Source organism: Streptomyces sp. NPDC026062 (assembly GCF_055568375.1).
This window is the reverse complement of sequence record NZ_JBVHOQ010000004.1, coordinates 106932-119963: the sequence shown is the minus strand read 5'-3', so window position 1 is coordinate 119963 and position 13032 is coordinate 106932. Positions and strand designations below refer to the sequence as shown.

At 72.5% G+C, this 13032-nt stretch carries 11 protein-coding genes; 8 read left to right on the top strand and 3 right to left on the bottom strand.

The features are described from left to right. Positions 1-19 precede the first annotated feature (19 nt). Positions 20-1183, bottom strand: coding sequence for an ABC transporter ATP-binding protein (locus ACZ4LX_RS05185; protein WP_467639621.1), 1164 nt, complete (start codon positions 1181-1183; stop codon positions 20-22). Between the two features lie 104 nt (positions 1184-1287). Between ACZ4LX_RS05185 and ACZ4LX_RS05180 the strand changes: the two genes are divergently transcribed. Continuing rightward, complete coding sequence (locus ACZ4LX_RS05180) at positions 1288-2583, top strand: alpha/beta fold hydrolase (RefSeq protein ID WP_467639624.1); 1296 nt, start codon at positions 1288-1290, stop codon at positions 2581-2583. A gap of 78 nt (positions 2584-2661) precedes the next feature. On the opposite strand, the gene ACZ4LX_RS05175 is transcribed toward ACZ4LX_RS05180, so the two are convergent. Then, positions 2662-3234 carry a rhodanese-like domain-containing protein gene (locus ACZ4LX_RS05175; RefSeq protein WP_467639627.1) on the bottom strand — a complete coding sequence of 191 codons (573 nt, stop codon included), beginning with the start codon at positions 3232-3234 and terminating at the stop codon, positions 2662-2664. Between the two features lie 101 nt (positions 3235-3335). Here ACZ4LX_RS05175 and ACZ4LX_RS05170 point away from each other — a divergent pair, with 101 nt between their 5' ends. The 3 genes from ACZ4LX_RS05170 to ACZ4LX_RS05160 all read left to right on the top strand — a co-directional run bounded on the left by ACZ4LX_RS05170 (position 3336) and on the right by ACZ4LX_RS05160 (position 5600). After that, positions 3336-3614: a metal-sensitive transcriptional regulator gene (locus tag ACZ4LX_RS05170; RefSeq protein ID WP_467639630.1), complete on the top strand. Its 279-nt coding sequence runs from the start codon at positions 3336-3338 to the stop codon at positions 3612-3614. Between the two features lie 204 nt (positions 3615-3818). Next, the gene (locus tag ACZ4LX_RS05165; RefSeq protein WP_467639633.1) at positions 3819-4550 is read left to right on the top strand and encodes a PIG-L deacetylase family protein; all 732 of its coding nucleotides are present in this window, start codon (positions 3819-3821) and stop codon (positions 4548-4550) included. A 216-nt stretch (positions 4551-4766) separates the two neighbouring features. Next, a complete protein-coding gene (locus ACZ4LX_RS05160; protein WP_467639636.1) occupies positions 4767-5600 on the top strand; it encodes an enoyl-CoA hydratase/isomerase family protein in 834 nt (277 codons plus the stop codon). Between the two features lie 33 nt (positions 5601-5633). Here the strand turns inward: ACZ4LX_RS05160 and ACZ4LX_RS05155 are convergent, their stop codons facing one another. Then, positions 5634-6599, bottom strand: a complete 966-nt coding sequence (locus ACZ4LX_RS05155; RefSeq protein WP_467639639.1) for an SDR family oxidoreductase — start codon at positions 6597-6599, stop codon at positions 5634-5636. A 211-nt stretch (positions 6600-6810) separates the two neighbouring features. Here ACZ4LX_RS05155 and ACZ4LX_RS05150 point away from each other — a divergent pair, with 211 nt between their 5' ends. The 4 genes from ACZ4LX_RS05150 (at position 6811) to ACZ4LX_RS05135 (ending at position 12921) form a co-directional block, all read left to right on the top strand. After that, a complete protein-coding gene (locus ACZ4LX_RS05150; protein WP_467639642.1) occupies positions 6811-9480 on the top strand; it encodes a beta-N-acetylglucosaminidase domain-containing protein in 2670 nt (889 codons plus the stop codon). A 173-nt stretch (positions 9481-9653) separates the two neighbouring features. After that, positions 9654-10622 (top strand): NADPH:quinone oxidoreductase family protein, encoded by a 969-nt coding sequence (locus tag ACZ4LX_RS05145; protein ID WP_467639645.1) that lies wholly within the window; start codon positions 9654-9656, stop codon positions 10620-10622. Further along, positions 10619-11806, top strand: coding sequence for an acyl-CoA dehydrogenase family protein (locus tag ACZ4LX_RS05140; protein WP_467639648.1), 1188 nt, complete (start codon positions 10619-10621; stop codon positions 11804-11806). The genes ACZ4LX_RS05145 and ACZ4LX_RS05140 overlap by 4 nt, the downstream gene beginning before the upstream one ends. Then, positions 11803-12921, top strand: a complete 1119-nt coding sequence (locus ACZ4LX_RS05135; RefSeq protein WP_467639651.1) for an acyl-CoA dehydrogenase family protein — start codon at positions 11803-11805, stop codon at positions 12919-12921. The genes ACZ4LX_RS05140 and ACZ4LX_RS05135 overlap by 4 nt, the downstream gene beginning before the upstream one ends. Positions 12922-13032: the final 111 nt, after the last annotated feature.

Below are 13032 nucleotides of genomic sequence, written 5' to 3'. Positions count from 1 at the left end.
GCTCGCCCCGGGGCGTATGTCAGGCACCCGCCACCGAGTCGAAGCGCACCGCGTCACGTCCCACGCCCCGCGCGTCCGCGTCCACCGAACGACGCAGCGCCTCGTGGAGTCCGGCCGGAGTCAGCACACCGAGGAAGCGCGCCCCGTCCAGCACCGCCACCCACCCCGCGTCGTGCTGGAGCATCTCGCTGAACGCCTGCTTGAGCGGGGCGCCCACGGGCACCCAGGCATCCATCCGGCGAGCGGCTTCAGCCACCGTCCCCCGGTCACCGGCGGTCCGCAGCGCCTGCGCCGACACCCAGCCGTGCAGCTCGCCCGCACTGTTCAGTACCACCGCCCACCGGGCACCGGCGGCGCCGAGCCGGGCCGCCGCGACCGGTGCCCGCTCGTCCAGCCGGGCAACCGGCGGCTCCTCCAGGTCCCGCGGTTCGATCGTGGTGACCGACAGCCGCTTCAGACCGCGGTCCGCGCCGACGAACCGCGCCACATACGGGGTCGCCGGGGACCCGAGCACGGCTCCCGGGCTGTCGAACTGCTCGATGCGCCCCTCCCCGTACACCGCGATCCGGTCACCCATCCGCACCGCTTCCTCGATGTCGTGGGTGACCATCAGGACCGTCTTGCGCACCGTGGCCTGCAGGCTCAGGAACTCGTTCTGCAGCCGTTCGCGCACCACCGGGTCCACCGCGCCGAACGGTTCGTCCATCAGCAGCACCGGCGGGTCCGCCGCCAGGGCGCGGGCCACCCCGACCCGCTGCCGCTGGCCGCCCGAGAGCTGGGCGGGGTACCGCGAGCCGTACGTCCCCGGGGCGAGCCCCACCAGATCGAGCAGCTCGGCCGCGCGTGCCCGTGCCCGGGAGCGCTTCCAGCCGACCAGCGCCGGGACCGTCGCGGTGTTGTCGAGCACGGTGCGGTGCGGAAAGAGTCCGACCTGCTGGATGACATAGCCGATCCGGCGGCGGAGCTTCACCGGATCGGTTTTCGAGATGTCCTCGCCGTCGACCAGGATCCGGCCCGAGGTCGGTTCGATCAGCCGGTTCACCATCATCATGGTGGTGGTCTTGCCGCAGCCCGAGGGGCCGACCAGGGTGACCAGCTCCCCCTCCCTGACCTCGAAGGACAGTCCGTCGACCGCGGTCGTCCCGTCCGGATAGACCTTGCGGACCTGCTCGAACCGGATCATGACTGCACCGTAGGAGCGGGACGGGGCCGACGCACACGGGCCGGGACCGTCCGGGGAACGGCTGTGTGCTGAACTGTCCTTGAACCATCGATCCAGGAGCACCCTTGAACAGCTACCGTCAGCCCGGCCTCGTCCTCACCGACCGGCACTTCACCGTGCCGCTCGACCACACCGACCCCGGCGGTGAGCAGATCGAGATCTTCGGCCGTGAGGTGGTGGCCGGTTCCCGGGCCGGCGAGGAACTGCCCTGGCTGCTCTACCTGGAGGGCGGCCCCGGCTTCGGCGCCCGGCGTTTCACCGGCGCGGAGGCCTGGCTGGGGCGAGCGGTGAAGGAGTTCCGGGTGCTGCTCCTGGACCAGCGCGGCACCGGGCTGTCCACCCCGGCCAACCGGCAGACCCTGCCGCTGCGCGGCGGTCCGCGCGAGCAGGCCGACTACCTCGCGCACTTCCGGTCCGACAGCATCGTGCGTGACTGCGAGCTGATCCGCCCGCGGCTGACGGGCGGGGCGCCCTGGACGGTCCTCGGCCAGTCCTTCGGCGGTTTCTGCGCCGTCCGCTACCTCTCGTCCGCACCCGAGGGTCTCAGCACCGTCCTGATCACCGGCGGACTGCCGTCCCTCGACGCCCACGCGGACGACGTGTACCGCGCCGCGTACCCGAGGATCGAGCGGAAGGTCGCCGCCCACTACGCCCGCTACCCGCAGGACGTCGCGCGCGCCCGCGAGATCACCGCTCACCTCGCGGAGCACCGCCCCGAAAGCGCTGGACACCGGCTGACGCCCGAGGGATTCCAGTCGCTCGGCATCATGCTCGGCGGGAGTGGCGGCAGCCACCAGCTGCACTACCTGATGGAGAACGCCTTCGTCACCACCCCGCACGGCACCGAGCTCTCCGACACCTTCCAGGAGGCCATGCGCACGGCCAACTCATTCGCCGGGCACCCGCTGTACGCAGTCCTGCACGAGGCCATCTACGGTCAGGACGAGCGCCCCACCGGATGGGCGGCCGAGCGGGTCCGCGCGGAGTTCCCGCAGTTCGACGCGGAGGCCGCCCTGAAGGGCGACGGGCCGGTCCTGTTCACGGGCGAGAGCATCCACCCCTGGCACTTCGACGTCGACCCGGCGCTGCGGCCGCTGCGTGAGACGGCGGAGCTGCTCGCCACGCGTGGTGACTGGGAACCGCTGTACGACACGGAGCGTCTGGCCGCCAACGAGGTGCCGGTGGCCGCGGCCGTCTACCACGACGACATGTACGTGGACACCGCGCACGCGCTGCGCACCGCCGCCGCGATCCGAGGGCTGCGGACCTGGGTGACCGACGAGTTCGAGCACGACGGGCTGCGCGCGGGTGGGCCGAGGGTGCTGGACCGCCTCCTCGCGCTGGTCCGCGACGAGATCTGAGCCGGGACGAGGTCCGAGCCGGGACGGTCGGAGCCGGCCGCGCACGGGGTGCGGCCGGCTCCCGCCCGGCGTGGTGAGTCAGCCCTGAAGCGCGTCCAGCGTGGCGTTCAGGTTCGCGGCCGAGCGCGGGGCGCGATTGTGCGGGAGCTTGGACAGCACCGCCGCCATGCCGCACGTGTTCGTCACGGCGGAGAAGACGAGACCGGCGCCGACGCCGGCGGACAGCCAGCGCGCGGCGGGGCGGCGCACGCTCACGAGCAGACCGGCCACCACGAGCGAACCGGCGGCGAGGCGCACCTGGCGCTCCATCGGCCAGGTGGTCCGGCCGCCCTCCGGGCGGTCGAGGCCATGGCCCTCGCCCTCCCAGGCGGAGGTTCCGCCGGAGAGCGTCGCGGCGTCGATGTCGGCCGCCGCGAGGATGTCGCAGGCACGTGTGGAGCGGACGCCGGACGCGCACACCACGAGCAGGGCGCCGCGGGCCGAGGCGGACTTCAGCGCGGCCACCGCCTCGGAGAGACGGTCGAGCGGGATGTTCAGAGCACCGGGCACATGCCCGGAGGCGTACTCGCCCGGGGCGCGCACATCGATCACGGTGAACTCCGCGAGACGGGCGGCGGCCTGGGCGGGGGAGAGGGATACGGGGCTGGTCACGAGCTGTGTTTCCTTTCGTCCACCGGGTGTGAGGCAGAGACTCCGTCCTGCCTGCCCCGGACGGGCTAGAATACCCCTCGGGGTATGAAAGAGGAGGATGTGTGGAACTCGACATGGCGGCCGATGAACTCAAATCGGTGCTCAATCGCCTGCGCCGCGCTCAGGGCCAGCTCACCGGAATCATCAGGATGATCGAGGAAGGGCGCGACTGCGAGGACGTCATCACGCAGATGGCGGCCGTTTCGCGGGCGCTCGACCGGGCCGGTTTCGCGATCATCGCGACGGGTCTTCAGCATTGCATGGCCGACGGCGGCAGCGAACCCGCGGACCGGGACCAGATGCGCTCCCGGCTGGAGAAGCTCTTTCTCTCGCTGGCCTGAGGGGGAGGGGCCCGCACCGGCTCACGGAGCGGAGCGCCGCGGCCGGCGCCGGACTCACGGGGTGCAGCCCGTCGGGCCGGGGGCCGGTTCACCTCCGTGGGTATTGCTCCGGGGCGGGCGCTGGTACCCCTGGTGGTGTCCATTCGGTGGGTGAGGCGTACGCGACACGGCGCCCCGTGCGGCCGGGCCGGTTAGCCTGCCCCCATGACGGAGCAGCTGGAACCCATGCCTGCGGACTGGCAGCGCGCCCTCGCCGTCGTCGCACACCCCGATGATCTGGAGTACGGCTGCGCGGCTGCCGTCGCGGGGTGGACCGACGGCGGACGTGACATCGCCTATCTCCTGGCCACGCGGGGCGAGGCCGGGATCGACACGCTCGAACCCGAGAGGTGCGCCCCGCTGCGCGAGCAGGAGCAGCGTGCGAGTGCGGCGGTCGTCGGGGTGTCCCGCGTCGAGTTCCTCGACCACCGGGACGGAGTGATCGAGTACGGCATCGGCCTGCGCCGCGACATCGTGTCCGCCGTCCGCCGTCACCGGCCGGAACTGGTGATCACGCTCAATCACCGTGACACCTGGGGAGGTGTCGCCTGGAACACCCCCGATCACCGCGCGGTCGGCCGCGCCACGCTGGACGCGGCGGCCGACGCCGGGAACCGCTGGATCTTTCCGGAGCTGACCGAGCAGGGGATCGAGCCCTGGGGCGGTGTGCGCTGGGTGGCCGTGGCCGGATCGTCCACACCCACCCACGCCGTTGACGCGACGCCCGGCCTCGAACGGTCCGTGCAATCGCTCCTCGCGCACCGCACGTATATCGGGGCCCTCACGGACGAGGATCCCGAGGCCTACTGCCGCACTTTCCTCACCGGCAACGCGCAGTCATCCGCCGAGCGCTTCGGCGGTCGCCCGGCGGTCGCCTTCGAGCTCTTCGCGCGCTGACGGGACCGAGCGCGACGGCAACCCGGGCACAGCGGCGGAGTCTGCCGTCGAAGGAGCGGCCATGGCGTGCGTCGAAACGGTCGCCGGAGAGTGCCGGTCCTCGCCGTGCACGAGCCCGCCGGTCCCGCCGGGCCCTGGCTCCATGCGGTGCGCCGCCCTACGCTGGGCCGGACCACCGAATTCTGACGGTGTGTCAGTCAACGGGAAGAGGCGGCCGTGCTCGACATCCTGGACCACGACATCCCGCACGGCCAGGAGCGGATGTCGCTCCGGATCGAGAACGGTGTCGGTCTGCTGACGCTGTGCAGGCCGGAGCAGCTCAACGGCTGGAGCTGGGAGTCCAGCAGGCAGCTCGGCATCATGGCCGACCGGATCCGCTTCGACGACTCGGTCCGGGCCGTCCTGCTGCGGGGCGAGGGCCGGGCCTTCTGCGCCGGGATCGATGTCACCGCGCCCGGTGGCGACATCACGGGGCGGTCCGCCGCCGAGCGCACCCAGCGCTACTACGAGGGCATCCGCTGGGTGCACGAGCGCTTCGCCGCGTTCGCCGGGCTTCCGCAGCCGGTGATCGCCGCCGTGCAGGGCTACTGCCTCGGCTTCGGCTTCGAACTCGCCCTCATGGCGGACATCCGGATCGCCGCCGACAACGCCGTGTTCGCGCTGCCGGAGGCCGGGATCGGGGTGGCGGTCGATGCCGGGGGCGACATGCGGATCGCCCGCGAGGCGGGGGCCGGCTGGGCGAAGTACCTCGCGCTCACCGGCCGCCGGATCGACGCGGCGACGGCGGAGCGGATCGGGCTGCTCCAGGCCGTCGCGCCCCTCGGTGATCTGGAGCGCACCGCGTGGTCCGTCGCCGAGGCCGTCGCGGCGAACGCGCCCCTCGCCGTGCGCCACATCAAGCGCTCGGTCGACGCGTACGCGGACGCGGGTCTCGGCCAGGCGCTGGACCGTACGGCCCTGGCCGCGGCGCTCACCCTCACCTCGCGGGACGCCGCCGAGGGCTACGCCGCGAAAGCGGCCCGCCGGCCGCCGTCCTTCGACGGGACCTGATCCGCTGTCCTCCGCGCGCCTGTGAGGTCCGGCTCACGGTCCTTCCTCGCCGGGCAGGGCGAAGGGCCCCCGGCCCAGCTGTTCGCGCACCGGCACCACGGGGGGCGCGACCAGTGAGCGCCGCTGCCAGTTCGCCCCGTCGACCACCAAGGAATGACCGGAGATGAACGCGGCGTACGGCGAGGCCAGGAACGTGGCCGCCCAGCCCAGTTCGCGTGGCAGCCCCACCCGCAGCGCGGGCTGCCGCGCGTCGAGATCCCGGTGCCCGCCTCCCGCTGCCGCCCCGTCCTTGTCCCCGCTCCCCGCTGCCGCCCCGTCCCGGTCGAGGTGGGCGCGGATGTCAACGGTCATGTCCTCGTGCGGCATCAGCCCCGGCACCAGCCCGTTGACCCGGATTCCGTACGGTCCCCACTCGACGGCGAGGGTCTCGACCAGGTTCTTCACCCCGGCCTTGGCCGCCGCGGAGTGCGCGTATCCGGGTCCGCCCGTCCAGGCGTACGAGGCGCCGACGCACAGGATCACCCCGCCGGTCGCGGCGGCGAGGTGGCGGCGCCCGAACTCACGCGTCATGAACCAGGTCCCGGTCAGTGTGATGTCGAGTACCGCCCGCCAGGCGTTCGGTGACAGCTCCTCGGCGGGTGAGGGGAAGTTGGCGGCCGCGTTGTTGACGAGCACGTCGGGCGGCCCCAGTTCGGCCTCGGCCACGTCGAACACCTCCGTGATCCTTTCCGGGTGCCGGATGTCGCCCGGGACGGCCAGGACCCGGCCGCCGGTCAGGGGTGCGAGCTCCCGGCGGGCGGCGGCCAGCCGGTCGGCGTTCCGGCCGACGAGCACCACGTCCGCCCCCAGCCTGGCGAACTCGGCCGCGACAGCCTTGCCGAGACCCGAGCCACCGCCGGTCACCAGGACCACGCTGCCGTCGTAGGTGCCGGCCGGCAGGGCGCACGCGCCGAGCGGGGGAGGCGCGGCGATTCCGGGAGTGTGCATGCTCTCCGTCATGGACGCATGAGTACCGCTTCCGTCGGCACAACGCTAGGTCCGAGCGGGGACGGGTCGAGTCTCTGTGCGACAAAAATCCAGGTCTCCGAGACAAAAGTCCAGGTCCAAGCGTTGATGTTGTCCAGACCATTGACATGTAAGCGCCAGGCTGTTGAATTCGGTGTCGTTGTGTTGCGCGACTCTGGTGACTTGAGTGACCGATGGAGGATCTGTGACGCCTCGCCCACCCCGCCTCACCGCAATCGCCGCTGCGGCGGCCATGCTCGTCGGTGGTCTGCTGACCACCGGGCCCACCGCTCAGGCGGCCGGAAGCAGACCGGACGGCACCCCGGTCAAGGCCCAGGACACGCCGGCCATCACTCCCACCCCGCAGTCCGTCAGGATCCGGCCCGACCGGATCACGATCACGCCCACCGTCACCCTGGTGGCCGGGGAGACGGCCGATCAGTCGACGCTCGACGTGGTGACGGCCGCCCTGCGCAAGGCCGGCGCGCAGCGGGTGGTCCGCGCCGCACGGCCGGCCGCGCACGGTCTCAACGTCCATGTCGGCGACGCCGGCGCACTGGCCGCCCAGAAGCTCGAAGGGCCGTCCGAGCTCCCCGCCGACGGATACGTCCTCGGTATCGGGGCGGGCCGGATCGTGCTCGCGGGCAAGGACACCACCGGGACGTACTACGCGGCGCAGACCCTGCGCCAGGTCCTGCCGCAGCGAGCGCATCCCGGAGCCGCGGTCGCCGGGCTCGCGGTGCGCGACTGGCCGGGCACCGCGCTGCGCGGCGTCATCGAAGGCTTCTACGGCACCCCGTGGTCCCACGAGGCGCGCCTGGACCAGCTGGACTACTACGGCGAGCACAAGATGAACATCTACGTGTACTCGCCCAAGGACGACGCCTATCTCCGCGAGAAGTGGCGCGACCCCTACCCGGCCGACCAACTGGCTCAGATCAAGGACCTCACCGACCGGGCGGTCCGGCGCCATGTGGAGTTCACCTACGCGCTCTCTCCCGGCCTGTCGGTCTGCTACAGCTCCGACGCGGACGCGAAGGCGCTCGTCGACAAGTTCCGCACGATCTGGGACATCGGCGTGCGCACCTTCGCGGTGCCGCTCGACGACATCAGCTACACCGACTGGAACTGTGAAGCCGACAAGGCGAAATGGGGGACCGGCGGCGGGGCGGCAGGCGCCGCGCAGGCGTATCTGCTGAACAAGGTCAACCAGGAGTTCATCGCCACGCACCCCGGTGCCGAGCCGCTTCAGATGGTCCCCACCGAGTACTACAACGTGGCCGAGTCCCCGTACAAGAAGGCGCTCGCCGAACAGCTCGACCCGGATGTGCTCGTGGAGTGGACCGGCGTCGGCGTGGTGGCGCCGACCATGACGGTCGCTCAGGCCGACGCGGCCCGGAAGGTGTTCGGGCACCCGATCCTGACCTGGGACAACTATCCGGTGAACGACTACGCGACCAACCGGCTGCTGCTCGGCCCGTTCAACGGCCGGGAGAAGGGACTGCCGGGCCGGCTGGCCGGGATCACCGCCAACCCGATGATCCAGCCGTACGCTTCGAAGCTCTCGCTCTACACCGTCGCGGACTACGCCTGGAACGACGGGGCCTACGACCCGCGCACCTCGTGGGGCAGGGGGCTCAAGGAGTACGCGGGCGGCGACCCGCTCACCGAGCGGGCCCTTCGCGCCTTCGCCGACGTCAACTACAGCTCGGCGCTGAACACCGACAAGGCGCCCGAGCTGGCCGCCGAGTTCGCCCGCTACTGGGAGTCCGGTGACGCCAAGCGGCTCACCTCTGTGCTGACCGGCCTCGGCGCCGCCCCTGCCCGGCTGCGGGCGCACCTTCCGGACCGGGGCTTCATCGAGGACTCGGGCCCCTGGCTCGACGCCACGGAGTCCTGGGCGACCGCGGCGGGCACCGCCCTGCGCATGGTCGAGGCGGCCCGTGCCGGAGACGGTGGACTGGCCTGGGAGCTGCGTCAGCGGCTGCCCGCGCAGGTCGAGCACGCGAAGTCGTTCACGTACACCGGGCTCGGCGGAGGCAAGGTGCCGGTCCTCGTGGGGGACGGGAAGCTGGACGGGTTCGTCGAGGCGGCCACCGCCGAGCACGACCGGATCCTCGGTGTGAGCGGCAGGCCCACGGCTTCGACGAGCCTCGGCGCGTACCAGAGCAACGCCCTCGCCAGGATTCTCGACGGCGACGACTCCACCTACTTCTGGAGCGACGGCGCACCTGCCGCGGGCGACCAGCTCACCGTCGACCTCGGGGAGGCCAGGGAGATCGGGGACGTCACCCTCGCCATGGCCAAGCCCGGCAGCACCGACGACTACCTTCACGCGGGAGTGCTGGAGTACTCCGCCGACGGGCAGAACTGGACGACGCTCACCGAGTTCTCCGGCAGGCCGGACGTCACCGCGGCCGTCCCCGCAGGCACCGAGGCCCGCTATGTCCGGGCCCGGGCGACCGCCGGACAGGACAGCTGGGTCGTCGTACGCGAATTCGACGTGGCGACCACGGACGGTGAGATCACGGGCAACCCGCCGGCAGCCGCAGGATCCGTCCTGCGCTCGGCGGCGGACGGGGACCCGGCCAGTGTGTACCGGGCCGCGCGCGCACCCGAGGCCGGCGAATCGCTGGAGGTGAATCTCGTCGCCGCCCGTGCGGTCGGCGCGATCACGGTTCTCCAGCCGTCCGGCTCCGCGGCAGCGGCCGACGTCCAGCTGAGGAACGCGGACGGGAGCTGGCTGACCATCGGCGCGCTCGACGGTCCGTACACGCGCGTCGACGCGGCCGGCCGGACCGCCGACGCGGTACGCCTTGCCTGGCGCGAGGGTTCCCCGGCGCCCGGTATCGCGGAGGTCGTGGTCGGGAAGTAGCGAACCGCACCACCGTGCGCCCGGCGCCGCCGTACCCCTGCGGGCGGGCCGGGCGCACGTCCATGCCGCGGCCCGGTGGAAACGGTCACCCGCAGGCTGTTCCCAGAGGGGCAAGCGACCGCTTAGTATGCGGCGGAGCAGTGGTAATGCCGACAGTGTTGTGGAGGCCCCTCATGCAGGCATGGCGAGTGCACCGGAACGGCGAGCCGAGCGAGGTGATGCGGCTGGAAGAGACGGACCGGCCGACGCCCGGCGACGGGCAGGTGCTCATCGAAGTGCTCGCGGCGAACATCAACTTCCCCGACGCGCTGCTCTGCCGAGGTCAGTACCAGGTGCGGCCCCCGCTGCCGTTCACACCCGGTGTGGAGATCTGCGGCAGGACCGAGGACGGGCGCCGCGTGCTGGCCACCCCCGCGCTGCCGGACGGCGGATTCGCCCAGTACGTCGTCGCGGACGAGGCGGCCCTGCTGCCGGCCCCCGACGCCCTCGACGACGCCGAGGCGGCCGCGCTGCACATCGGCTACCAGACCGGCTGGTTCGGGCTGCATCGGCGGGCGCGTCTGCAGGCGGGCGAGACCCTGCTGGTCCACGCCGCGGCCGGCGGCGTCGGCAGTGCGGCCGTCCAGCTCGGCAAGGCCGCCGGAGCCACCGTCATCGGTGTCGTGGGCGGCCCGGAGAAAGCCGGGATCGCCGCCGGGCTCGGCTGCGACCTGGTCATCGACCGGCGCACCGAGGACATCGTCGCCGCGGTCAAGGAATTCACCGGCGGGCGTGGCGCCGACGTGGTGTACGACCCGGTCGGGGGCGACGCGTACGCCAAGTCCGTGAAGTGCATCGCCTTCGAGGGCCGGGTGATCGTGGTCGGGTTCGCCAGTGGCGTCATCCCCACCCCGGGGCTCAACCACGCCCTGGTCAAGAACTACTCGGTCGTCGGGCTCCACTGGGGCCTGTACAACACGAAGGCCCCGCAGGCCGTCCGCGACTGCCACGAGGAGCTCACCCGGCTCGCCGCGAAGGGCGTCATCAAGCCGCTGATCAGCGAACGGGTCCCGATGGACGGGGCGGCGGCCGCCGTCCAGCGGGTCGCCGACGGCACCAGCACCGGCCGCATCGTCGTCCTCCCGTCAGGAGCCGCCCGATGACCGCCCCCGACGCCGCCGAACTGCGCCACCGCACCCGCGAACTGCTTGCCGCGCACCCTCCGGCCACCACCGAGCGCACCGACTTCCTCAAGGCGCGCTTCGACGCGGGACTCGCCTGGGTGCACTACCCGGCCGGACTCGGCGGCCTCGACGCGCCGCGCTCCCTCCAGCCCGTCGTCGACGCCGAACTCGCCGAGGCGAACGCTCCGGACAACGACCCGCGCCGCATCGGCATCGGTCTCGGCATGGCGGCCCCGACCGTCCTCGGCTACGGCACCGACGAGCAGAAGCGGCGATTCCTGCGCCCGCTGTGGGTCGGCGAGGAGGTGTGGTGCCAGCTCTTCAGTGAGCCGGGCGCCGGCTCCGACCTGGCAGCCCTCGGTACGCGTGCCGTACGGGACGGCGACGACTGGGTGGTCGACGGACAGAAGGTCTGGACATCCAGCGCCCATGTGGCGCGCTGGGCGATCCTGATCGCCCGCACCGACCCGGACGTGCCCAAGCACCGGGGCATCAGCTACTTCATCTGCGACATGACCGACCCGGGCGTCGAGGTGCGGCCGCTGCGCCAGATCACCGGCGAGGCCGAGTTCAACGAGGTGTTCCTCACCGGGGTCCGCATCCCGGACAGCCGCCGGCTCGGCGCGGTCGGGGAAGGCTGGAAGGTCGCGCAGACGACGCTCATGAACGAGCGTGTCTCCATCGGCGGATCCCGCATCCCGCGCGAGGGCGGCATGATCGGCCCCATCGCGCAGACGTGGCGTGAACGGCCCGGACTGCGCACCCACGACCTGCACCAGCGCCTGCTGACCCTCTGGGTCGAGGCCGAGGTCGCCCGCCTCGCGGGCGAGCGCCTGCGCCAGCAGCTCGTCGCGGGACAGCCGGGACCCGAGGGTTCCGGCATGAAGCTCGCCTTCGCCCGCCTCAACCAGGAGATCAGCGGACTCGAAGTCGAACTCCTCGGCGACGAGGGCCTGTTGTACGGCGACTGGACCATGCGGCGCCCGGACCATGTCGACTTCACCGGACGCGACGCCGGCTACCGCTACCTCCGCTCCAAGGGCAACTCCATCGAGGGCGGAACGAGCGAGGTGCTTCTCAACATCGTCGCCGAACGCGTGCTCGGCCTGCCCGCCGAGCCGCGCAACGACAAGGACGTCGCCTGGAAGGACCTCTCCCGATGAGCGCACAGACCGAATCCGGCCAGGCACCCGACCTGCTGTACTCGGAGGCCGAGGAGGACCTGCGGGCCGCAGTCCGCTCCCTGCTCGCCGACCGGTGCGGCGCGCCGGCGGTGATCGCCCGCACCGAGTCCGACACGCCGTACGACCCGCAGCTCTGGAAGGGCCTCGCCGCCGACATCGGCGCCGCCGGACTGCTGGTGCCCGAGAAGCTCGGCGGACAGGGGGCCACCCACCGGGAGGCCGCCGTCGTTCTTGAGGAGCTCGGGCGCAGCGTCGCCCCCGCGCCCTATCTGACCAGCTCCGTCGTCGCCACTCAGACGCTTCTGGCGCTCGGTTCCGACGACGGGCCGGCGGCCGGAATCCTTGCCGACCTGGCAGCCGGCCGCAAGGTCGCGGTGCTCGCCGTCCCCTTCTCGGCCGCGACGTCCCACACGCCGGTGGAGACAGGAACCCTCGATACGGTACTCGGGCCGGTGGCCGACGCGGCTGCCGCCGACGTGCTGCTGATTCCCACCGGGGACGGCCTCTACGCGGTCGCCACGGACGCGCCCGGCGTCGCCGTACAGCCGCTCGTCCCGCTCGATCTCACCCGCCCGCTCGCCACCGTCACCCTCACCGGCGCCACCGGAACCCGCCTCGCGGACGCCGCGGCGGCGCGGGCCGTGGTGGACCGGGGACTGCTGGCCGGCGCCGGACTGCTCGCCTCCGAGCAGCTCGGACTCGCCGAGTGGTGCCTGACCGAGACGGTGCGGCACACCCGTGAGCGTCACCAGTTCAACCGCCCGGTCGGATCCTTCCAGTCGCTCAAGCACCGCATGGCGCAGCTCTGGCTGGAAGTCGTCTCGGCCCGGGCGGCGGCGCGCAACGCCGCCGACGCGCTGGCGACGGACAGCCCCGACACACCGCTGGCCGTGGCCGTGGCGCAGGCGTACTGCTCCAAGGTCGCCGTCCACGCGGCGGAGGAGTGCGTCCAGCTCCACGGCGGCATCGGGATGACCTGGGAGCACCCGGCGCACCTGTACCTGAAGCGGGCCAAGGCCGACGCGACCGCCTTCGGCACGGCGGGCCGGCACCGTGAGACCGTCGCCGCTCTGATGGAGCTGCCGGCCCCGTAGCGCAGTCGACCGGACCCGGGGCGGGGGCGCCCCGGCGCGGCCCCCCCCCCCCCCCCCCCCCCCGCCCCAGCCGCACCGCCCCTCCCGCCCGGCCCGGCGGCCAGGGGGGCC

Coding starts and splice junctions, on each gene's coding strand:
- ACZ4LX_RS05185 (WP_467639621.1), bottom strand. CDS start 1,183: ATGATCCGGTTCGAGCAGGTCCGCAAGGTCTATCCGGACGGGACGACC.
- ACZ4LX_RS05165 (WP_467639633.1), top strand. CDS start 3,819: ATGACGGAGCAGCTGGAACCCATGCCTGCGGACTGGCAGCGCGCCCTC.
- ACZ4LX_RS05155 (WP_467639639.1), bottom strand. CDS start 6,599: ATGACGGAGAGCATGCACACTCCCGGAATCGCCGCGCCTCCCCCGCTC.
- ACZ4LX_RS05145 (WP_467639645.1), top strand. CDS start 9,654: ATGCAGGCATGGCGAGTGCACCGGAACGGCGAGCCGAGCGAGGTGATG.
- ACZ4LX_RS05140 (WP_467639648.1), top strand. CDS start 10,619: ATGACCGCCCCCGACGCCGCCGAACTGCGCCACCGCACCCGCGAACTG.
- ACZ4LX_RS05135 (WP_467639651.1), top strand. CDS start 11,803: ATGAGCGCACAGACCGAATCCGGCCAGGCACCCGACCTGCTGTACTCG.